This window comes from Halorhodospira neutriphila (genome assembly GCF_016584055.1).
GTDB classification, from domain to species: domain Bacteria; phylum Pseudomonadota; class Gammaproteobacteria; order Nitrococcales; family Halorhodospiraceae; genus Halorhodospira; species Halorhodospira neutriphila.
This window is the reverse complement of sequence record NZ_NRSH01000033.1, coordinates 1-21,797: the sequence shown is the minus strand read 5'-3', so window position 1 is coordinate 21,797 and position 21,797 is coordinate 1. Positions and strand designations below refer to the sequence as shown.

16 protein-coding genes and 3 pseudogenes are annotated in these 21,797 nt (G+C 73.1%); 12 read left to right on the top strand and 7 right to left on the bottom strand.

What is annotated here, in order from left to right:
• On the bottom strand, positions 1-2,102 hold a 2,102-nt coding region (gene smc / locus CKO13_RS04580; RefSeq protein WP_200257290.1), incomplete at its 3' end, for a chromosome segregation protein SMC.
• A gap of 73 nt (positions 2,103-2,175) precedes the next feature.
• Between smc and queF the strand changes: the two genes are divergently transcribed.
• The 6 genes from queF (at position 2,176) to CKO13_RS04550 (ending at position 9,473) form a co-directional block, all read left to right on the top strand.
• On the top strand, positions 2,176-2,538 hold the full coding sequence (queF, locus tag CKO13_RS04575) for a preQ(1) synthase (protein ID WP_200257281.1): 363 nt from the start codon (positions 2,176-2,178) through the stop codon (positions 2,536-2,538).
• A 25-nt stretch (positions 2,539-2,563) separates the two neighbouring features.
• The gene (locus CKO13_RS04570; protein ID WP_200257279.1) at positions 2,564-2,752 is read left to right on the top strand and encodes a hypothetical protein; all 189 of its coding nucleotides are present in this window, start codon (positions 2,564-2,566) and stop codon (positions 2,750-2,752) included.
• Positions 2,742-5,708, top strand: coding sequence for an ATP-binding protein (locus tag CKO13_RS04565; RefSeq protein ID WP_200257277.1), 2,967 nt, complete (start codon positions 2,742-2,744; stop codon positions 5,706-5,708). Before CKO13_RS04570 ends, CKO13_RS04565 begins: the two co-directional genes overlap by 11 nt.
• A gap of 4 nt (positions 5,709-5,712) precedes the next feature.
• A complete protein-coding gene (locus tag CKO13_RS04560) occupies positions 5,713-7,083 on the top strand; it encodes a sigma-54-dependent transcriptional regulator (RefSeq protein WP_200257272.1) in 1,371 nt (456 codons plus the stop codon).
• A gap of 169 nt (positions 7,084-7,252) precedes the next feature.
• The gene (acs, locus tag CKO13_RS04555) at positions 7,253-9,190 is read left to right on the top strand and encodes an acetate--CoA ligase (protein WP_200257271.1); all 1,938 of its coding nucleotides are present in this window, start codon (positions 7,253-7,255) and stop codon (positions 9,188-9,190) included.
• A 91-nt stretch (positions 9,191-9,281) separates the two neighbouring features.
• Positions 9,282-9,473, top strand: coding sequence for a hypothetical protein (locus CKO13_RS04550; RefSeq protein WP_200257270.1), 192 nt, complete (start codon positions 9,282-9,284; stop codon positions 9,471-9,473).
• Between the two features lies 1 nt (position 9,474).
• On the opposite strand, the gene CKO13_RS04545 is transcribed toward CKO13_RS04550, so the two are convergent.
• The 3 genes from CKO13_RS04545 to CKO13_RS04535 all read right to left on the bottom strand — a co-directional run bounded on the left by CKO13_RS04545 (position 9,475) and on the right by CKO13_RS04535 (position 12,560).
• Complete coding sequence (locus tag CKO13_RS04545) at positions 9,475-10,068, bottom strand: tetratricopeptide repeat protein (RefSeq protein ID WP_200257269.1); 594 nt, start codon at positions 10,066-10,068, stop codon at positions 9,475-9,477.
• Entirely contained in the window at positions 10,068-10,304 is a 237-nt protein-coding gene (locus tag CKO13_RS04540) for a hypothetical protein (RefSeq protein ID WP_200257263.1), read from the bottom strand. The genes CKO13_RS04545 and CKO13_RS04540 overlap by 1 nt, the downstream gene beginning before the upstream one ends.
• Positions 10,305-10,409: 105 nt before the next feature.
• Complete coding sequence (locus tag CKO13_RS04535; RefSeq protein WP_200257261.1) at positions 10,410-12,560, bottom strand: sodium:solute symporter family protein; 2,151 nt, start codon at positions 12,558-12,560, stop codon at positions 10,410-10,412.
• A gap of 268 nt (positions 12,561-12,828) precedes the next feature.
• Between CKO13_RS04535 and CKO13_RS04530 the strand changes: the two genes are divergently transcribed.
• The 6 genes and pseudogenes from CKO13_RS04530 to CKO13_RS12615 form a co-directional block, all read left to right on the top strand.
• Positions 12,829-14,733, top strand: coding sequence for a putative nucleotidyltransferase substrate binding domain-containing protein (locus CKO13_RS04530; RefSeq protein WP_200257259.1), 1,905 nt, complete (start codon positions 12,829-12,831; stop codon positions 14,731-14,733).
• A 56-nt stretch (positions 14,734-14,789) separates the two neighbouring features.
• Positions 14,790-15,167 (top strand): response regulator transcription factor, encoded by a 378-nt coding sequence (locus CKO13_RS04525; RefSeq protein ID WP_200257253.1) that lies wholly within the window; start codon positions 14,790-14,792, stop codon positions 15,165-15,167.
• Between the two features lies 1 nt (position 15,168).
• Positions 15,169-17,289, top strand: coding sequence for a 3'-5' exonuclease (locus tag CKO13_RS04520; RefSeq protein ID WP_200257252.1), 2,121 nt, complete (start codon positions 15,169-15,171; stop codon positions 17,287-17,289).
• A 4-nt stretch (positions 17,290-17,293) separates the two neighbouring features.
• The gene (locus tag CKO13_RS04515; RefSeq protein WP_200257248.1) at positions 17,294-18,334 is read left to right on the top strand and encodes a sensor histidine kinase; all 1,041 of its coding nucleotides are present in this window, start codon (positions 17,294-17,296) and stop codon (positions 18,332-18,334) included.
• A pseudogene (locus tag CKO13_RS12620) lies at positions 18,276-18,893 on the top strand (YheT family hydrolase); the annotation flags it as partial. The gene CKO13_RS04515 and the pseudogene CKO13_RS12620, both read left to right, overlap by 59 nt.
• A 1-nt stretch (position 18,894) precedes the next feature.
• Positions 18,895-19,280: pseudogene (locus CKO13_RS12615) on the top strand (hydrolase); the annotation flags it as partial.
• On the opposite strand, the gene CKO13_RS04505 reads toward CKO13_RS12615, so the two are convergent.
• The 3 genes and pseudogenes from CKO13_RS04505 to CKO13_RS04495 all read right to left on the bottom strand — a co-directional run.
• Positions 19,277-20,707 carry a cobyric acid synthase gene (locus CKO13_RS04505; protein WP_338034581.1) on the bottom strand — a complete coding sequence of 477 codons (1,431 nt, stop codon included), beginning with the start codon at positions 20,705-20,707 and terminating at the stop codon, positions 19,277-19,279. The pseudogene CKO13_RS12615 and the gene CKO13_RS04505 overlap by 4 nt on opposite strands.
• Complete coding sequence (locus CKO13_RS04500; RefSeq protein ID WP_200257244.1) at positions 20,704-21,267, bottom strand: cob(I)yrinic acid a,c-diamide adenosyltransferase; 564 nt, start codon at positions 21,265-21,267, stop codon at positions 20,704-20,706. Before CKO13_RS04500 ends, CKO13_RS04505 begins: the two co-directional genes overlap by 4 nt.
• A 32-nt stretch (positions 21,268-21,299) precedes the next feature.
• Positions 21,300-21,797, bottom strand: a pseudogene (locus CKO13_RS04495) (hypothetical protein); the annotation flags it as partial.

Below are 21,797 nucleotides of genomic sequence, written 5' to 3'. Positions count from 1 at the left end.
TCGCGCTGCGCCTCGGCCTCGGCCACGGCCTCCCGGGCCTCGGCGAGGCGCTGCTCGAGCGCCGCCACCCGCTGCTCGGCGGCCGCGACCTCCTCGCGCAGGGCCTGGATCTCCCGCTCGCGCTCGAGGACGCCGCTGTCGGCGCCGTCGGGGCCCGGCAGGCGCGCCCAGCCGCCGCCGAGCCAGACCCCCGCCGGCGTGACCACACTCTCGCCGGGGCCGAGCGCCTCGCGCAGGCGCAGCGCCGCGGCCTCGTCGGGGGCGCAGCGCACGCCGGCGAGGAGCTCGCCGGCGACCGCGCTGCCCGCCACCCGGTCGGCCAGGCGATCGCCGCCGGCCTCCCCGGCGGCCCCCGGCCCGCCCGGGTCGGGCCGCTCCTCGACGAGGGTCAGCGCCCCGCCGGGCGGCACCTCGCCGAGGGGCGCCGCAGCGCCGGCGCCGAGGCACAGCCCCTGCAACGCCTCGCCGAGGACCGTCTCCACGGCCCGCTCCCAGCCCGGCGCCACCGCCAGGGCCTCGGCCAGCCGCGGCGCCTCGCCCCAGCCGCGCTCGGCCAGCCAGGCCTGGCGCTCGTCGCCGCTGCGCCCGAGGGCCGACTCCTGGAGCGTCTCCAGGGAGGTCAGCCGCGCCCGGCTCCCCGAGAGGGCCTCGCGGGCGGCCTCCAGCGCCTCGGCGGCCTCGTCCCGCTCGCCGGTCCGCGCCGTCAGGGCCTCGGCCGCCTCGTCCCGGCGGCGCTGCAGCTCGGCGAGCTCGGCCTCGAGCTGCTCGGCCTCGGCCTCGAGCTCGGCGATCTCCGCCTCCAGGGCCTCCAGGCTCAGCCCCTCGCGCTCGGCGTCCACCGCCGCGAGGCGCTCGTCGAGCTCGGCGACCCGCCGCGCGGCGGCGTCGGCGCGGGTGCGCTCGACCTCCTCGCGGCGCTGGGCGCTGGCCTGCTCGCCGCGGGCCGCCTCGGCCTCGTCGCGCCCGGCGTCGTACGCCGCCCGCGCCTGCCCGTGAGCGGCCTCGGCGGCCTCCTCCTCGGCGCCGGCCGTCTCCAGCGCCGCCGCCAGCTCCTCGAGCCGCTCGGCCAGCGTCTCGCGCTGCTCCCGGTCGCTCGCCAGGGTCGCCTCCAGCTCCTCGAGGGCCTGGCGGGCCTCGTCGCGCTCGGCCTCGCGGCGCCGGCGCAGGTCGCGGGCGCTCTGGATGCGCTCGTCGACGGAGGCGAGCTCGGTGCCGAGCTCGTAGTAGCGGCCCTGGACGGCGTTGAGCCGCTCGTTGCCCTCGCGGGCGCGCTCGCGCAGGGCCTCGATCTCGCGCTCGAGGCGGCGCTGCTCGGCGACGGCGGCCTCGCGCTCGGTCTCGCGCTCGCGGCTGGTGGCCTCGCGCTCGCCGATGCGCCGATCGAGATCGCGCAGGCGCAGCAGCGACAGCTCCGCGCCCAGGCGCCGCTCCTCGGCCTTGAGCTGGCGGTACTGCTCGGCCGTCTCGGCCTGGCGCCGGAGCTTCTCGAGCTGGCGGTAGACCTCGTCGCGGACGTCGTCGAGGCGCTCGAGGTTGTCGCGGGTGTCGCGGATGCGCCGCTCCGTCTCGCGCCGGCGCTCCTTGTAGACGGAGATCCCGGCGGCCTCCTCGAGGTAGGTGCGCAGCTCCTCGGGCCGGGCCTCGATGACCCGGGAGATCATCCCCTGCTCGATGATGGTGTAGCCGCGCGGGCGCAGCCCGGTGCCCAGGAAGAGGTCGGTGATGTCCCGGCGCCGGCAGCGCGTGCCGTTGAGGCTGTAGAGGGACTGCCCCTCGCGGCTGACCTGCCGCTTGACGGAGATCTCGCTGAAGGCGGCGTACTGGCCGCCGATGGCCCCGTCGCTGTTGTCGAAGAGCAGCTCGATGCTCGCCTTGCCGACCGGGGAGCGGGCGCTGGAGCCGTTGAAGATGACGTCGGTCAGCGACTCGCCGCGCAGGTGCTTCGCCGAGCTCTCGCCCATGACCCAGCGCACGGCGTCGATGATGTTCGACTTGCCGCAGCCGTTGGGGCCGACCACCCCCACCATGCGCCCGGGCAGGGGCACCGAGGTGGGGTCGACGAAGGACTTGAAGCCGGCGAGCTTGATCCGCTTGAGCTGCATCGTAGAGACGGCGCGCCCCGAATGGGGTAAAATTATGCGCTATTATCAGCCTTTGCCGTTCCCTTGGAAAGCCATGGCCAGCGCCCCTTCCCGAGACCTGGAGACCTTCGAGAACCCCAATCCGGAGCGGGACTACACCATCCGCATGGAGATCCCGGAGTTCACCTGCCTGTGCCCGAAGACCGGGCAGCCGGACTTCGCCACCCTGCAGCTGGCCTACGTGCCGGACCAGCGCTGCCTCGAGCTCAAGTCGCTGAAGGGCTATATCTGGTCGTTCCGCGACGAGGGCGCCTTCCACGAGGCGGTGACCAACCGCATCCTCGGCGATCTCGTCGCCGCCGCGGAGCCGCGGTTCATGCGCCTGACGGCGCAATTCAACGTCCGCGGCGGGATCTGGACAACCGTCGAGGTGGAGCACCACGGCCGGCAGCGGTGAGCTGAGCCGCCCGGAGGCCCAACGCTTGCGTGCCGATCCCGCGCCCGCCGCCGGCGTCGCGCTCTTCCTGCTGGCGCTCTTCCTGCTGGCGACGCCCTTCGCGCGGTGGTGGCTGAGCGCCGCGCCGCCGTGGTACGTGCCGTACCTCGGCTGGGCGGCGGTGATCGCCCTCGCCGCCTGGCTCCTCGAGCGCTGGGGCCGCCGTGGCCTTTAGCCTGCCGACGCTGCTGCTCTGCGGGGTCGCCTACCTCGGCGTGCTCTTCGTCCTCGCCTACGCCGTCGACCGGCGCTGGCTGCCCCGGGCCGTCGCCCACCACCCGGCCTTCTACGTCTTCGCCCTGGGCGTCTACGCCACCACCTGGAGCTACTACGGCTCCGTCGGCTTCGCCGCCGAGCACGGCATCGCCTTCCTGACCATCTACCTCGGCGTGACCGCCGCCTTCCTGCTCACGCCGGTGCTCCTCGCCCCGCTGCTGCGGCTGACGCGCAACCAGCAGCTGACCTCCATCGCCGACGTCTTCGCCTTCCGCTTCTCCAGCCAGCTCGCCGGGGTGCTGGTCACCGCCATCATGCTCGCCGGGATCCTGCCGTACATCGCGCTGCAGATCCGCGCGGTGGCGGAGTCGACCCTGGTGCTCACCGGCGGCGGCCACGACCCGCGGCCGCTGGCGGCGGCCTTCTGCCTGGTCGTGGCGGTCTTCGCCATCGTCTTCGGCGCCCGCCACGTCACCCCGCGGGAGAAGCACTCCGGGCTGGTGGTAGCCATCGGCGTGGAGAGCCTGGTCAAGCTCGGGGCGCTGCTGATCGTCGCCTGGGTGGCCGTGGACCTCGCCTTCGGCGACCTGGGGGGGCTCTCGGCGTGGCTCGCCGAGCACCCCGAGCGCCTCGAGGGCTTCTACGACCCGGCCCTGGAGGGGCCGTGGCTGAGCCTGCTCACGCTCGCCTTCGCCGCCGCCTTCCTGCTGCCGCGGCAGTTCCACATGCTCTTCACCGAGAACCGCTCGCCGCGCAGCCTGATCACCGCGAGCTGGGGGTTCCCGCTGATCCTCCTGCTCCTGTCGCTGGCCATCCCCCCGATCCTCTGGGCCGGGATCGCCCTGGCCCCGGAGACCGACCCGGACTACTACGTCCTGGGGGTCGCGGCGCTCTCCGGCTCGCAGCCGCTGACGCTGCTCGCCTACCTCGGCGGCGTCTCCGCGGCGAGCGCCATGATCATCGTCGCCACCCTGGCGCTGTCGGCCATGACCCTCAACCACCTGGTCATGCCGCTGGTCAAGTCCCTCCCCCACCAGGAGCCGGACCTCTACGCCACCCTGCGCTGGACCCGGCGCCTGCTGATCGTGATGCTCATCGTCCTCGGCTTCGCCTTCTACGAGCTGCTCGACCGCAGCGGGACCCTGGTGGCCTGGGGGCTGATGTCGTTCCTCGCCATCGCGCAGTTCCTGCCGGGGATCATCGGCGTGCTCTACTGGCCGCGCGCCAACGCCTACGGCTTCCTCGCCGGGGTGCTCGGCGGCGCCCTGATCTGGCTCGACTCCGTCCTGCTGCCGGCGCTCGTCGGCACCGAGCCGTTCTTCCTGCTCGGCTTCCCCCGGGCCCCGGCGGACGAGACCGCCCTCTACGGCAGCGCCACCTTCTGGTCGCTGGCCTTCAACGGGGTGCTGTTCGTCAGCGTCTCGCTGTTCACCCCCCAGCGGCCCACGGAGCGCCAGGCCGCCGAGGTCTGCCACGACCAGGCCTCGCCGGTGGCCGCCGGCGCCCTGGAGGCCGCCTCGCCGGCGCAGTTCGTCGTCCAGCTCACCCCCGTCACCGGCGAGGAGGCGGCCCGCAAGGAGGTCGCCAAGGCCCTCGGCGACCAGGGGCTGGGCTGGGGCGAGAGCCGCCCGGACCGCCTCCGCGCCCTGCGCGACCAGATCGAGCGCAACCTCTCGGGGATGATGGGGCCGATGCTCGCCCGCATGATCGTCGACGAGCGGCTGCAGCTCGACCGCTCGGCGCGCACCGCCCTGGCGCAGAACGTCCGGCAGATCGAGGAGCAGCTGGAGTCCTCGCGCAACCGCTTCCGGGGGCTGGCCGCCGAGCTCGACCGCCTGCGCCGCTACCACCGCCAGATCCTCGAGGACCTGCCGCTGGGGGTGGTGGCCGTCACCTCCCACCGCCGCGTGGTGCGCTGGAACACCGCCATGGAGGGCCTCTCGGGGATCAGCGCCGACCGCGCCCTGGGCTCGCGGGTCTGCGACCTCGGGGCGCCGTGGGCGGAGACCCTGGAGCGCTTCCTCGCCGCCGAGCAGGCGCAGCAGCACCACGACCAGGCCACCCTGCCCGGCGGCGATACCCGCTGGCTGTCGCTGCACAAGACGTGCATCCGCGAGTCGGGGCTCGGGCGCACCGGCGACACCCTGGTGATCATCGAGGACATCACCCCCATCCGCCGGCTCGAGCGCGAGCTCGCCCACAGCGAGCGGCTCGCCTCCATCGGCCGCCTCGCCGCCGGGGTGGCCCACGAGATCGGCAACCCGGTGACGGGGATCGACTCGCTGGCCCAGAACCTGCGCGACGAGACCGACCCCGAGCTGGTCCGCGAGAGCGCCGAGGCCATCGTCGAGCAGACCCGGCGGATCAGCAACATCGTCCAGACCCTGATCGGCTACGCCCACGCCGGCGCCGCCGACGAGCGCCGCCCGCAGCCGGTCAACCTCCGCGAGCTCGTCGACGAGGCGCGCCGGCTGGTGCGCCTGAGCAAGGGCGGCCGCCGGCTCGAGATCGACAACCAGCTCCCGGCGGAGCTGGAGCTGCCGGGCGACCGCCAGCGCCTCGCCCAGGTCTTCGTCAACCTCTTCTCCAACACCGTCGACGCCTGCCCGGAGGGCGGGCGCGTCGCCGTCTCGGCGCGGCTCGTCGGCGACCGGGCGCAGGTCCGCGTCGTCGACAACGGCCCCGGCATCCCCGCCGAGACCCTTGATAAGGTGCTGGAGCCGTTTTACACCACGAAGCCGGTGGGCCAGGGGACGGGGCTCGGCCTGCCGCTGGTCTACAACATCGTCAGCGACCACGGCGGCGAGTTCTCGATCACCGCCGACAGCGGCGGCACCACGGCGTGGATCGCCCTGCCGCTGCACCGGGCGGGGCCCGCGAGGGACGGCCAGGAGCCGAGCGAGGAGGTAGACTAGGGGCATGGCCGAGGTGCTGCTCATCGAGGACGAGGCGGTCATCCGCAAGGCGCTGCAGCGGCTGCTCGCGCGCAACGGCTACGGGGTCTGCGAGGCCGACTCCCTCGAGCAGGCCGCCGAGCGCTGGCAGCTCGACGGCTTCGACCTCGTCCTCGCCGACCTGCGCCTGCCCGGCGAGCCCGGCACGGCGGCCATCGAGCGCACGAGCGCGCCGGTGATCATCATGACCAGCTACGCCAGCGTCCCCTCGGCCGTGGAGGCCATGCGCCAGGGGGCGGTGGACTACGTGGCCAAGCCCTTCGACCACGACGAGCTGCTGCTCGCCGTCGAGCGCGCCCTCAAGGAGCACCGGCTGCAGCGCCAGAACGCCGCGCTCAAGGCCCACGTCGAGCGCGACTACCCCGTCCACGGCATCGTCGGCGACTGCCAGCCGATGCAGCAGGTCTTCGAGCGCATCTACAAGGTCGCCCCCACCGACACCTCGGTGCTCATCCTCGGCGAGTCCGGCACCGGCAAGGAGCTCGTCGCCCGCGCCCTGCACGAGCGCAGCGAGCGCCACGAGGGGCCGCTGATGGCGGTCAACTGCGCCGCCATCCCCGAGTCGCTGATCGAGGCCGAGCTCTTCGGCCACGAGCGCGGCGCCTTCACCGGCGCCGTCGGCGCCCGCAGCGGGCTCGTGGAGTCCGCCGACGGCGGCACGCTCTTCCTCGACGAGATCGGCGAGCTCCCCCACCAGGCCCAGGGGCGGCTGCTGCGCGTGCTCCAGGAGGGCGAGATCCGCCGGGTCGGCTCGACCAGCGCCCGGCGGGTCGACATCCGCCTGATCGCCGCCACCCACCGCGACCTCAAGGCCCTGGTCGCCGCCGGGCAGTTCCGCGAGGACCTCTTCTTCCGCATCGACGTCATGGAGATCCGGCTGCCGCCGCTGCGCGAGCGCCGGCCGGATATCCCCGAGCTGGCCCGCTTCCTGCTGCAGAAGACCTGCCAGCGCCTCAACCGCGCCCAGCTCGCCCTCAGCGACGAGGCTATCGAGGCCATGCAGCGCTACGACTGGCCGGGCAACGTCCGCGAGATGGAGAACACCATCGAGCGCGCTGTGATCCTCAGCGAGGGCGCGACCATCACCCCGGAGATGCTCGGCATGCCCGCGGCGGCGGGCCCGGAGCCGCCCCCGGCGGAGGGCGGCCCGGAGCCGGTGCGCCAGGACCTGTCGCTGGAGGAGTACTTCCGGCAGTATGTGCTGACCTACCAGGACCGGATGACGGAGACGGCCCTCGCGCGGGGGCTCGGCATCAGCCGCAAGGCGCTCTGGGAGAAGCGCCAGCGCCACGGGATCCCGCGCCCGGGCAGCGGCGGCGGCGGCCGCTCCGGCTAGCCGGCCGCCGGGTGTTACTTTTCGACACAGTGTGCGGGCCGCCTTGTGCAACCACGTAACAGCGCGCTTTGGTATCCTGCCCCTTGAGCTGGAGCGCGCCCGCTAAGCGTTTCGCCGCCGATCCCCGGCGGCTGGCTTGACCGAGAAGAAACCCCGGAGGAGAGAGCTCATGTCCGAGACGAAGGTCTACCCCGTCCCCGAGAGCGTCAAGCGGGACGCCCACTTGACGCTTGAGCAGTATCAGCAGATGTACCAGCGCTCCCTCGACGACCCGGAGGGGTTCTGGTCCGAGCAGGCGGAGCAGTTCCTGGACTGGTTCAGCAAGTGGGGCACCACCTGCGACTGGGATCTCGCCCGCGGCGATATCCGCTTCTTCAAGGGCGGCACCCTCAACGTCGCCTACAACTGCGTGGACCGCCACCTGGAGACCCGCGGCGACCAGGCGGCGATCATCTGGGAGGGCGACGAGCCCGACCAGGACGAGACCGTCACCTACCGCGACCTCTACGAGCGTGTCGGCCGCTTCGCCAACGCCATGAAGGCGCGCGGCGTCAAGAAGGGCGACCGGGTCTGCATCTACCTGCCCATGGTCCCCGAGGCGGCCGTGGCGATGCTCGCCTGCGCGCGCATCGGGGCGGTGCACTCGGTGGTCTTCGGCGGCTTCTCGCCCGAGGCGCTGCGCGACCGCATCCTCGACGCCGACTGCGAGGTGGTGATCACCGCCGACGAGGGGATCCGCGGCGGGCGCAAGATCCCGCTCAAGGCGAACACCGACAAGGCCCTTGAGGGCTGCCCCAACGTCAAGACCACCTTCGTGGTCCGGCGCACCGGCGGCGACATCGACTGGCACGACGGCCGCGACGTCTGGTTCCACGAGGCCAGCGCCGAGGCCTCCCCGGAGTGCCCGCCGGAGCACATGGACGCCGAGGACCCGCTGTTCATCCTCTACACCTCCGGCTCCACCGGCAAGCCCAAGGGGGTGCAGCACACCACCGGCGGCTACCTCCTCGGCACCGCCATGACCCACAAGTACGTCTTCGACTACCAGGACGGCGAGGTCTACTGGTGCACGGCCGACGTCGGCTGGGTCACGGGCCACTCCTACATCGTCTACGGCCCGCTGGCCAACGGCGCCAAGACGCTCATCTTCGAGGGCGTGCCCACCTACCCCGACGCCAGCCGCTTCTGGCAGGTCATCGACAAGCACAACGTCTCGATCTTCTACACGGCGCCGACGGCCATCCGGGCGCTCATGGGCCAGGGGAACGAGTACGTCGAGAAGACCTCGCGCCAGAGCCTGCGCATCCTCGGCACGGTCGGCGAGCCGATCAACCCCGAGGCGTGGGAGTGGTACTACCACACCGTCGGCCAGGACCGCTGCCCCATCGTCGACACCTGGTGGCAGACCGAGACCGGGGCGATCATGATCGCGCCGCTGCCCGGCGCCACGGACCTCAAGCCCGGCTCGGCGACGCTGCCGTTCTTCGGCGTCGAGCCGCAGCTGGTCGACAGCGCCGGCAAGGTGCTCGAGGGCGCCACCGAGGGCAACCTCGTCATCAACCGCGCCTGGCCGAGCATGATGCGCACCATCTACGGCGACCACGAGCGGTTCATCAACACCTACCTCGCCGCCTACCCGGGCAAGTACTTCACCGGCGACGGCGCCCGGCGCGACGCCGACGGCTACTACTGGATCACCGGCCGCGTCGACGACGTCATCAACGTCTCCGGCCACCGGCTGGGCACCGCCGAGGTGGAGAGCGCCCTGGTCGAGCACAGCCTCGTCAACGAGGCGGCCGTGGTCGGCTACCCCCACGACGTCAAGGGCCAAGGCATCTACGCCTACGTCACCCTGGTCGCCGGCGAGGAGCCGAGCGACGAGCTCAAGAAGGAGCTCGTCGACCTGTGCATCAAGGAGATCGGGCCCATCGCCAAGCCCGACATCATCCAGTTCGCCCCGGGCCTGCCGAAGACCCGCTCGGGCAAGATCATGCGCCGGATCCTGCGCAAGGTCGCCTCCAACGAGCTCGACAGCCTCGGCGACACCAGCACGCTGGCGGACCCGACGGTGGTCGACACGCTCATCGAGGAGCGGGCGAACCAGTAGATGCACCGCCCCTGCCGGCGGTAATGGTCCCGCCCCGTCCGGCCCTGCCGGGCGGGGCGGTCTTGCTTGGCTCTTCCCGAAGGGAGCGGCTATGTCACCGTGGATCTACTTCCTTGTCACCGCCGCCATCGCCTGGCACGGGCTGACCTATACCGACGACAACGGCGAGCACCCGACGGTCCACCTCCTCTTCGGGTGCATCGCGCTGATCTTCAGCCTGCGCTTCCTCTTCGTGGACATCATGGGGTTCACCGTCTGGGGCGTCCCGCCGCTGTCCTCCTGAGTCACTCCAGCTTCTGGCTGTAGCTGCGCTGCGCCCGGTCCTGCTCGGGATCGGCGAGCTTGCGCTCGTCGGCGGGCAGCGCGAGCTGCTCGCGCAGGTAGGCGGCGCGGTCGGCGATCGTCGGCGGCTCCTCGGCGCCCATGTGCAGGAAGCGGGTCAGCCAGCCCGGGCCGTCGGCCACGGCCGGGTCGAGCGCCAGGGCCCGCTCGTAGTCCTCGAGGGCCTCCTCGTGCCGGCCCATGCGGTCGTAGGCGATGCCGCGGTTGGCGTAGACGCCGGCGGCCTTCGGGGCCATCTCCAGGTAGCGGCCGTAGAGGGCGATGGCCTCCTCGAAGCGGCCCATCTCGACGAGGGTGCGCGCCTTGCCGCGCAGCGCCGGGCGGTGGTCCGCGTCCTGCGCCAGCGCCTCGTTGTACTCGTCGAGGGCGCGCTCGTAGTAGCCGTCGGCGAAGGCCCGATCGCCGGCCGTGGCCGCCATGTCCCCCGGCCCCTGCTCGGGCACGAACCCCATATAGGCGAGCCACGCCACGGGGGCGATGACCACCGCCACCGCGATGCCCTTGAGGATCCGATAGCTGCGCTCCGTGATAACCATTACTGGGGCCACCCCACTGTCGACAGGTTGAACAGGACCGAGAAGACCGGGCAGATCACCGCCGTCAGCCGCCAGGCCCGGCGCTTCTGCTCGGCCAGCTCCGCCTCCGTGAGCTCGCGCTCGAGGCCGCGCTGGAGGCTGCGCACGGCCAGCGCCCAGATCCAGCGGCTCACCGGGTAGGCGAGCATCGCGGCCAGCAGGACCACGTAGAAGACAAACAGAGCAGTCTCCATCATCCGCTCGTCACCTCCTCCAACGAAAGGGGGCGGGGAAGGCCGCGGCCTCCCCCGCCCCGTTGCGACGCTTACCGGACATCGGCAGCGGTCCGCTAGCCCCACGGGCTAGGGACGGCTGACGTCCATGTGCGTCCCGGCGTCCTCGTCGTAGAGGACCTGGACCTCCTTCTGCGGGACGGTGCTCATCTCGAGCCTGTAGCACAGGAACCACATCATGGCGATGCCCAGGACCCACCAGATGAGCTGCCAGACCCAGATCGACGGCATCCCGAAGACCCACCAGGTATCGGGGTTGTTCGGGTCGCCGAAGAGCCAGTTGCCGATGACGGCGCCCGGGCCCATGGCGAAGAAGAACCAGACGATGACCACGATCCAGCCCAGCGGGATCAGGTGGCGCTTCTCCGCCGGGAGCGAGGCGTGCTCGCGCAGGAAGCTGTGGAAGGTCATCCGGTGCTTGCGGTCCTCCTCGTTCTGGGTGAACGCCGAGATCGACACGGCCACCAGGAAGTTGAGGAGCACGCCCCAGGCGGCCGAGTGCAGCGTCAGCGGCCAGCGGCCCCACGGGAGGTCGACACCGAAGGCCCCGAGCAGGTTGATGCCGATGTTCTCCGTGAGCAGCACGGCGATGACACCGACGATCAGGCCCGTGACGACGCCTTGCCGGGTGAGCCACGGCAGGAAGCAGATCGCCGCCAGCGGCACCCACATCTGCGTGCCCATGGCGGTCGCCAGGCCGCCGAGCAGCACCAGGGCGTCCGTGGTGAACGTCGCCACCATCAGCGCCGCGAAGATGAGGATCGCGACGAAGATCCGCCCGGCCGTGACCTGGGCGCGGTGGCTGGCGTTGGGCATGATGTAGCGGCGCAGCAGGTCGCGGGTGAACATGCCGCTGGTCGTGGACATGTAGGCGGCGCCGGTGGACTGCATGGCCGCCAGGGCGGCGACCGCCAGCAGGCCGGCCAGCCAGGGCGCCACGGTGGAGAGCATGCTCACCAGCTGCGGCACCAGCTCGCTGTCGCCGCCGGCGTCCTTGACCAGGTCGACCCAGCCCGCCTCACGGGGATCCTCCCCGTTCTCCAGGGCCTGCAGGCCGGCCTCGATCCGCTGCTCCACCTCCTCGGGGCTGAGCTCCGGGTTGTGGGTGGCGATCAGCCCGCGCTGGAGCACCGCGTCGCTGCGCTCCTCGAACAGGTCCCGGTACTCGCCGAGCTGCTCCTCGTACTGCGGATCGTAGATATCCTTGGCGAGCTCCGTGTTGCCGCCGAGGATGTGGCCGGACATGCCCTGGATGGCCAGGAAGACCATCATCAGGAAGCCGACGCCGAGCGGCGACATCCAGGTCTGCTGCGGCGCGAAGGGCCGCGGGTCGTTGTTGGAGAAGGCCCACATGCTGAACGACGGGGCCGCCATGATGCCCATCAGGGCGAACATGTAGCTGAGGTTCATGATGCCGGTCCAGGCGCCGCCCTGGGCCTGGGCGCCGGCGCCGACCCACTGGATCACCCCGGGGATGGCGACGTAGCCGCTCTGGCCGGCCGGTGTCATCCCCGGCGAGGTCTCGGCCGCGCCACCGGTGGCCACATCCCACTCGGCGAGGGCCGCGATCCCGTGGGTGAAGTCCGCCCAGCTGCCGACGTAGTACATGGCGACCACGCCGATGACCAGGATGCCGACCATCAGCATCACCGCCTGGGCGGCGTCGACGTAGGCCACGGCCCGCAGCCCGCCGAGCGCGACGTAGAACAGGACCACCAGCGAGAGCAGCCACATCCCGACCGTCACGCCGAGGGCCCCGTCCGTCAGGACGTTGAACAGGAAGCCCGAGGCGCGCAGCTGGATGCCGAGGTACGGCACCGCGAAGATCAGCGCCACGATCAGGATCAGGATCCGGATCGAGTCGGTCCGGAAGTAGTCGGCGAACATCTCGCCCGGCGTGATGTAGCCCCAGCGCTTGCCGATCATCCACTGGCGCTTGAGGAACATCATGCCGGTGAACGGGATGGTGATCGAGTAGAACGACGCGTAGGCGTACTGGAAGCCGTCCACGTAGATCAGTCCCGGGTGGCCGACGAAGGTCCAGCCCGAGAAGGAGGTCGCCGTCGCTGCGAGGATGAACACCCACATGCTGACGGAGCGGCCGGCGACGAAGTAGTCGCTGGCCGTGCGCGACCACAGGGCACCCTTGATGCCCCAGAAGATACAGTAGCCCCAGTAGAGGGCTACGAATACGAACAGCCATATGGCCATCGGTTCCATGGAGTCTCCCCCTCATTTATTGGTTATGAAGGAAGGACGATCCCGTCCGGGATCATCGGGCCCGGGATTGCGAAAATCGTGCCAGGATCGGCCGCCCGGCGAATCAGCACCTTGCGCAGAGACCCCGGTGCGGGGGCGTGTTACCCGTTACCGCACGTAACAGCCGGGCCGTTCCCGGCGGTAACACCCGGCGGGTTTGTCCCCCCGCGCCCCGATGGGGCATGATGCCGAGAGGCCCGCCTAGAGGGGCGGGCGAGGAGGGGGAGCGATGAGCGCGTCCGAGGCGAGCAGCCAGGTGGGCCAGTCGGAGATCCGCCGGATCGCCGCCGGCGAGGCCTTCAGCGGCCTCGACGACGAGGTCCTCGAGGCGCTGCTCGCCCGCGGCCGGGTGCGCAGCCTGCAGCCCGGCGAGGTCCTCTTCCACCTCGGCGACCCCGACCGCGACCTGCTCTACATCGTCTACGAGGGGCGCGTCGACCTCATCGACGCCCAGAGCGTGGTCACCTCCCAGGAGCCGGTGGCGCTGCTCGCCCTGTCGAGCTACTTCGACGACGAGCCCTACACCCTCACCGCCCGCGCCGCCCGGCCGACCCAGGTCATCGAGGTCCCCTTCGACGACGTCCGCGCCCTCGAGCAGGATCACCCCGCCCTCGCCGACACCCTCAGCCGGATCATCGCCGACCGCATCCGCGCCAACTCCTGGCAGCACCGCGGCAGCCCCACCGGCGCCCTCTCCCAGCAGGCGCGCAGCGTGATGACCACGCCGCTGACCTACCGCCAGCCGGACTGCACCCTCGCCGAGGCCTTCGCGCTCATGGACGAGCGGCGCATCGGCAGCCTCGCCGTCCTCGACGAGGCGGGCGGGCTCATCGGCCTGGCGACGATCCGCACCCTCGCCCGGGCGCTGTTCACCCGCGGGCTCAGCCCCCAGGCCTCGGTGGCCGAGGCGGCCGAGCGCTTCACCGCCATCACCCCGGACACCCCCCTCTCCGCGGCCCAGGAGGTCCAGGCCCGCGAGGGGGTGCGCTACCTTGTGGTCATGGAGGGCGATCGCCCGGTGGGGATGATCTCCCAGACCAACATGCTCCACGCCGTGCTCGCCCAGCAGACCGTCATGCGGGAGCGCATCAGCCGCGCCGCCAGCCTCGAGGAGCTGCGCGCCCTCGCCGGCGAGGTCAGCTACGTCGCCCGCGAGGCGTGGAGCAACAACCGCGAGGCGAGCCGCGCCGCCTACCTGCTCAGCGAGTACCACCTGCAGCTGCAGCGCCGCTGCATCGACCTCGCCCTCGCCGAGCTGCGCGACGAGGGCCTCGGCGAGCCGCCGCGCGGCTACGCGCTGATCGTCCTCGGCTCCCTCGCCCGGCGCGAGGGGCTGATCAACCCGGACCAGGACAACGCCATCATCATCGCCGACGCCCCGCCCGGCGAGAGCGCCCCGCGCGCCCTCGACGCCGCCGAGGCCCGCTGGTTCGAGGCCTTCACCGAGCGGGTCAACACCCGGCTCGACGAGCTCGGCTACGAGTGGTGCAAGGGCGGGATCATGGCGCGCAACCCGGAGTACCGCCGCCGGCTCGCCGAGTGGTGCGAGCAGGTCCGCGCCATGGCGCACCACCCGGGCCCCAAGGCGGCGCGCTGGGGGAACATCTTCTTCGACTTCGAGCTGCTCTACGGCGACGAGGCGCTGGTCGACGGCCTCTGGGAGGCCTCCATCGCCGAGCTCGAGCAGCACCCGCGGCTGCTGCGCTTCCTCGCCGCCGACGACGCCGAGGGCCAGCCGGCGGTGGGGCTGTTCAACCGGCTGATCCGCTCGAGCCGCGACGACGCCAAGGGGCGGGTCGACATCAAGCGCAAGGGGCTGCGCATCATCGGCAACGGCGCGCGCATCTACGCCCTCTCGGCGGCGGTCCGCGAGACCAACACCGTCGCCCGGCTCAAGGCGCTGCGCCGCGAGGGGCTGCTGACCGGCGAGATGGTCGACGCCGTGCTCGCCGCCTACGAGGAGCTCTTCGACCTGCTGCTGACCCACCAGATCGAGCAGCACCAGCGCGGCGAGACCCCGGACAAGTACATCGACCCCGCCGCCCTCGACGAGCTGACCCGCCAGTCCCTGGCCACGAGCATGCGGGCCGTCAAGCGCTTCCAGGACCGGGTCCAGGGCGTCTTCGGCCTGTAGCGGCGCGCGGCGACCCCGAGGCGGCCCACGACCAGAGAGAGGAGAGCGTCCGGAAGATGAGCCAAGAGATCCTGATCGTCGACGACGAGTCGAACATCGTCCTGTCGCTGGAGTTCCTCATGCGCCAGGCCGGCTACCGGGTGCGCACCGCCGAGGACGGCGAGCAGGCGCTCGCGGCGCTCGAGGCCGGCAAGCCGGATCTCGTCCTGCTCGACGTCATGATGCCGAAGAAGGACGGCTACGAGGTCTGCCAGCAGATCCGCCGCCGCCCGGAGTGGGCCCAGCTGCCGGTGATCATGCTCACCGCCAAGGGCCGCGACGTCGAGCGCGAGAAGGGGCTGGCCATGGGGGCCGACGACTACATCACCAAGCCCTTCTCCACCCAGGAGGTCGTGGAGACGGTGCAGAGCGTGCTCGCCGGCGAGGCCTCCTGAGATGGCCGGCGCCGCCGCCCGCCGCCGGCTCCGGTTCTGGGCGCCGGGGATCGCGCTGCTCCTGGTCAGCGCCGGGACGCTCACCGCCCTCGGCCTGCTCAGCCTCGGCGCCATCCCCGACGGCCCCGAGCGCACCCGCACGGCGCTCGCCTTCGGGGCCGGCGGGGCGCTCCTGCTCCTCGCCGTGCTCGGCACCTGGATCCTGCTCGACGCCGTCCTCATCCGGCCGCTCGGCGCCCTCGCCCGCGGGGCGTCGATCATGGCCCACTCCAACCCGGGCCACGAGCTGGAGATCCCGCGCCGCCACCTGCTCGGCGAGCTCCCCGAGAGCCTGCAGAGCCTCGGCGCCAGCCTCTACACCGCCCGCCGCGAGGTCGCCCAGGCCCTGGCCTCCGGCGCCCAGGGCTCGGAGCACCAGAAGGCCCGCCTGGAGATCGTCCTGCGCGAGATCCAGCAGGGGGTGCTCGTCTGCGACAGCGACGGCCGCATCCTCCTCTACAACCCGGCCGCCGCGCGGACCCTGCGCAGCGACGCCCTCGGCCTCGGGCGCTCGATCTACGAGGTGCTCACCCCCTCGGCCATCGACCACACCCTGGAGATGCTCCAGAGCCGCCTCGCCCGGGGCGAGGCGGCGCACAGCGCCGAGAACCGCGCCGAGCTCGTCTGCGCCAGCGTTGACGACGGCGTCCTGCTCCACTGCTGGATGAGCCTGCTGCCGGCCGCCAGCCCGCTGCGCGCCGGCTTCGTGCTGACCCTCGAGGACATCACGCGCAAGATCGAGGGCGTCGCCCGGCGCGACCACGCCCTGCGCAGCGCCGTGGAGTCGCTGCGCGCCCCGCTGGCCAACCTGCGCGCCGCCGCCGAGAGCCTCCAGGAGGCCGGGGAGCTGCCCGCCGAGCGGCGCCGGGCGTTCGAGTCGATGCTCGCCGAGGAGAGCGGCGAGCTGAGCCAGCGCTTCGAGCGCATGGCGCGGGAGACCCAGCGGCTCGTCTCGGCGCCGTGGACCATGGCCGACATCAATAGCTCGGACCTGTTCACCAGCGTCCTGCGCCGCTACCCGGACGGGCTGCCCGAGGTCGAGGTGGCCGGCATCCCCCTGTGGCTCCACGCCGAGAGCCACGCCCTCGGGCTCGTCCTCGAGCGCCTGCTGCGCCGGCTCCACGAGCAGCACGGGGTCGCCGCCGTGCGCGCCGAGCCGCTGATGGGCGACCGGCGGGTCTACCTCGACCTCTCCTGGGCCGGCGAGCCGGTGGCCACCCAGCGCCTCGAGGCGTGGCTCGACGAGGAGCTGCCCGAGGCCACCGGGCAGCACACCCCGCGCGGCGTCCTCGAGCGCCACGACAGCCTCGCCTGGAGCCAGGCCCACCCGCGCCAGCCCGGCCGGGCCCTGATCCGCATCCCCGTGCCCGCCTCGCGGCGCCAGTGGGAGCAGCCGGAGGAGCGGCTGCCGCCGCGCCCGGAGTTCTACGACTTCTCCCTCGCCGACCAGGCGGGGGAGATCGGCGACCGCCTCGAGCGCCCCCTCAAGGAGCTCTCCTACGTCGTCTTCGACACCGAGACGACCGGCCTCGCCCCCTCGGAGGGCGACGAGATCATCGCCATCGCCGGGGTGCGGGTGGTCAACGGGCGCATCCTCGAGGGCGAGCGCTTCGAGCGGCTGGTCAACCCGGGCCGGCCCATCCCCAAGGCCTCGATCCGGTTCCACGGCATCCGCGACGAGATGGTCGCCGACAAGCCCGGGATCGACACGGTGCTCCCGCAGTTCAAGGCCTTCGTCGGCGACTCGGTGCTCGTCGCCCACAACGCCGCCTTCGACATGAAGTTCATCCGCCTCAAGGAGGCGCAGTGCGGGCTGCGCTTCGACAACCCGGTCCTCGACACCCTGTTGCTGTCGGTCTTCCTCCACGACCACACCCCGGAGCACACCCTCGAGGCCATCGCCCAGCGCCTCGGCGTCGACGTCAGCGGCCGCCACACCGCCCTCGGCGATACGCTGGTCACCGCCGAGATCCTCGGGCAGATGCTGCCGCTGCTCGCCGAGCGCGGCGTGCGCACCCTGCGCGAGGCCGTCGAGGCCTCCGAGCAGATGATCGAGGTCCGCAAGCAGCAGGGGCAGTTCTAGCGCGATGAGCCAGGGCGACGACACACTGCAGGCGGCGCTCGACCGGCTGGCCGGCCACGACGGGTCGGCCGGCGGCGAGGCGGGGCTCGAAACGGCCCTCGCCGAGGCCCTCGGCCCGGAGGCGGCCCGCGCCGTGGCCCCGGCCCTCGCCCGGGGCGAGGGGGTGGGTCCCGAGGGCCTGGCGGCGCTGCTCGGCGCCGCCGCCTCGGCCGTCGAGCGCGCCCGGCGGCTCGAGTCGGTCACCGGCGAGCTGCGCGCCGCCAACGCGCGGCTCCAGGAGCTCGACCAGCTCAAGGACGAGTTCGTCTCCATGGTCAGCCACGAGCTGCGCACCCCCCTGACCTCCATCCGCGCCTTCGGCGAGATCCTGCTCAACAACCCGGAGATGGACGCCGGGCAGCGCCGCGAGTTCCTCGAGGTCGTCGTCCGCGAGAGCGAGCGGCTGACCCGCCTGATCAACCAGGTCCTCGACCTGTCGAAGATCGAGAGCGGCTCGGCGGAGTGGCAGCTCCAGGACATCGACCTCGCCCGGATCGCCCGCGAGGCGGCGGAGTCCACCCAGCAGCTCTTCGCCGAGCGCGGCACAGCGCTGGAGACCGCCCTCGACTGCGACGAGCCGGCGGTCAAGGGCGACCCCGACCGGCTCATCCAGCTGGTCATCAACCTCCTCTCCAACGCCACCAAGTTCAGCGACCCCGAGCAGGGGCAGGTCTGGCTGCGCCTGCACGCGGGCAGCGGCGACACCCTGCGCCTGGAGGTGGCGGACAACGGCCCCGGCGTCAGCGAGGCGGACCGGCGGCGGATCTTCGACAAGTTCCACCAGGTCTCGAGCCAGCAGGCCGGCAAGCCCGTGGGTAGCGGCCTCGGGCTGACCATCTGCCGGCTCATCACCGACGCCCACTGGGGCCGGCTATGGGTGGAGAGCCGCCCCGGCGAGGGGGCGACCTTCGTCTGCGAGCTGCCCCGGGCCGGCGGCGAGCACTGCGATGTCACCGAGTACGTCGATCTCAGCGGACGGGCAGCGGCGCAGCCGGGACCGGCGTAGGGGGGCGGCGGCCTTCCGGCCCGCCTGGTGGCTGCCCGGGCGCCACGCCCAGACGGTCTACCCCGCCCTGCTGCGCCGCCCGCCGCGGCCGGCGCTGCGGCCCGAGACCCTGGAGCTGCCCGACGGCGACTTCCTGGAGCTGGCGTGGGGGCTGCCCGGGCGCGGGCTCGTGATCATCGGCCACGGCCTCGGCGGCGACGCCGGATCGCCCTACGTGCTCGGGCTCGCCGCGGCGCTGGCCCGGCGCAGGATCGGCACCGTCATCGTCGAGTCCCGGGGCGCCGGACGCCGCCCGAACCGCAACCGCCGCTCCTACCACGCCGCCGCCTGGGACGACCTCGACTACGTGGCCGAGACCCTGCGCCGGCGCCACCCGGGGCGGCCCCTGGCCGCCTGCGGCTTCTCGCTGAGCGGCGCCACGCTGCTCAACTGGCTCGGCGAGCGCGGCGACGCCCCGCTGGCCCACGCCGTGGCGGTCTCCGTGCCCTTCGAGCTCGCCCCCTGCGCCGACGCCCTCGAGCGCGGCTTCGCCCGGGCCTACCAGCGCCACCTGCTGCGCNTGCGCAGCCGGCGCAAGTTCGCCGCCCGCGACGACAGCCCGGTCCCCGTGGCCCGGATCCGGCGCATCCGCCGCCTGCGCGAGTTCGACGAGCTGCTCACCGCCCCGCTGCACGGCTTCCGCGACAGCGCCGACTACTACGCGCAGGCGAGCTGCCGGCAGCGCCTCGGCGCCATCCGCCAGCCGACCACCGTGATCCACGCCGCCGACGACCCCTTCGTGCCGGCGGCCACGATCCCCGGCGCCGCGGAGCTCGGCCCCGGCGTCCAGCTCGATCTCCAGGGGCACGGCGGCCACGTGGGCTTCGTCGCCGGCGCCGTGCCGGGGCGCCCCCGCTACTGGCTCGACGCCCGCATCGCCGACACCCTGGCGGCGGCGCTGGGCTAGGGGATCAGGCGCGCCAGCCAGCCCGGGGCCAGGGCCGCCTCCAGGGCGTCGGCCAGCCGGTCCAGCTCGGCGCGGATCCGCGCCCGCTCGTCGCCGCCCTCGCCCTCCAGGCCGAAGAGCTCCAGGAGCAGGGCCCGGCGGAAGGGGCCGCTGTCGAAGAGGCGGTGGAGGTAGCTGCCCAGCACCCGGCCGTCGGCGGAGCGGGCGACGAAGGGGAAGAGCGCCGGGTCGCCGCCGGTGACCCCGTGGTGGATCTCGTAGCCGTGGACCGCCGCCGGCGCCGGCCACCGGGCGGTGGCCTCGACCTCGGCGAGGCGCTTGGACGGCGCCAGGCGGGTGTGCACCGGCAGCAGACCCAGCCCCGCGGCGCTGCCGCCGCCCTCCACGCCCTCGGGGTCCTCGATCGCCTCGCCGAGCATCTGCAGCCCGCCGCAGAGGCCGATCACCCGGCCGCCGTAGCGCACGTGGCGCAGCAGCGCCTCGGCCATGCCCGCCTCGCGCAGCCAGGCCAGGTCCGAGCGGACGTGCTTGGAGCCCGGCAGCACGACCAGGTCGGCACCGTCGAGCTCCGCGGGCCGGCGGGCGAGGCGGACGTGGACGCCGGGCTCGGCCTCCAGGGCGTCGAGGTCGTCGTGGTTGCTCAGCCGCGGGTACGCCACGGCGGCCACCTGCAGGGCGCCGCCGGCGCCCCGCGGCCCGGCCATGCGGTAGGGGGCGTCCTCCTCGGGCAGGTGCAGCCCCGCCACCGCCGGCACCACGCCGGCCACCGGCACCCCGCCGCGCGCCTCGAGCTGCGCCGGGGCCTCGCCGAGGAGCTCGGGGCTGCCGCGGAAGCGGTTGATGAGCAGGGCCTCGACCCGGGCGCGGTCGCCGGGCTCGAGCCACTCCAGGGTGCCGAGCAGCGAGGCGAAGACGCCGCCGCGGTCGATGTCGCCGACGACCCAGACCGGCACGTCCGCCGCCTCGGCGAAGCCCATGTTGGCGATATCGCCGGCGCGCAGGTTCGGCTCCGCCGGCGAGCCGGCGCCCTCGACGAGGACCGCGTCGTAGCCCGCCCGCAGCCGCTCGAAGGAGGCGAGCGCCGGCGCCAGCAGCGGCTGGCGCGCCTCGCGGAAGGCCCGCGCCTCGAGCCGGCCGGTCACCTGCCCCTGGACCACCACCTGCGCGGTGCGGTCGGCCTCGGGCTTGAGCAGCACCGGGTTCATGTCGGTGTGGGCCTCGAGCCCGGCGGCGACGGCCTGGAGCCACTGGCCGCGGCCGATCTCGCCGCCGTCGGCGGTGACGGCGGCGTTGTTGCTCATGTTCTGCGGCTTGAAGGGGGCCACCCGCACGCCGCGCCGGGCGAGCAGGCGGCAGAGCCCGGCGACCAGCGCCGTCTTGCCGGCGCCGGAGCAGGTCCCCTGGAGCATCAGGGTGCGGGCGCTCACCGGTCGAGCCCCGGCTGGGCGGGCACGCCGGCGTCGTGGGCGTGGCGCACCGCCTTGATCTCGCTGACCGTATCGGCGGCCTCCATCAGCGGCTGCTGGGCGTAGCGGCCGGTCACCACCACGTGCTGCCAGGCCGGGCGCCGCGCGAGGTCCTCGAGCACCTCCTCGAGCGCCAGGTACTCGTAGCGCAGCGCGATGTTGAGCTCATCGAGGACCACCAGCTCCGGGCCCGTCTCGCTCAGCCAGGCGCGGGCTACCGCCCACGCCTGCCGGGCCGCCTCAGCCCGGTCCTGCCCGTCGCCGGGCTCGCCGGCCGCCCCCTCGCCGGCGACCCGCCAGTCGACCCCCGGCTGGCCGCGGAGGAAGCGGGCCGCCCCGTCCGCGCCCGCCTCCTCGAGGAAGCGCATCACCCCGGCACGCCGGCCGTGGCCGAGGGCGCGGGCGACCATGCCGAAGGCCGAGGAGCTCTTGCCCTTCCCTGCCCCGGTCAGGACCAGCAGCACGCCGCGATCCTCGCCGGCGGTAGGGCGCTGCCGATCCCCCTTGGCCTCGGACTGCATAGGCGCTGCTCTCTGTCGCTGCCGCAAAGGACCTAGCCTGCCAGGGCGCTCTGGGGGCCGTCACTGTCGTCGGGCTTGACGGGGCCGCCGAGCAGCCGGGCCACCGCCTGCGGCGCCGAGGGGAAGTAGGCGTGGAAGTAGGTGGCGGTCAGCGCGCCGCGGCGGTAGAGCGGCTCGGCGGCGCTGCCGCCGCGCCGGCGCGTATAGGCGTCCGGCGCCGCCGGCCCCTCCAGGCGGGAGTAGTGGAAGGTGTGGCCGCGCAGCTCGCCCTCCGGCAGCGCCAGCGACTGCAGCCCCAGCCCCGCGAGCCGGCCGCCCATCACCGCCCGGCCCGGCAGGAGGCCGAGCATCCCGTGGGCCGCGCCGCCCTCGTCGACCAGGGTCTCGGCGCAGTACATCAGCCCCCCGCACTCGGCGAGGATCGGCCGGCCGGCGGCGTGGTGGGCCCGGATCGCCGCCTTGAGCGAGTCGTTGGCAGCCAGGGCGGCGGCGTGGCGCTCCGGGTAGCCGCCGCCCTGGCTGCCAACGAC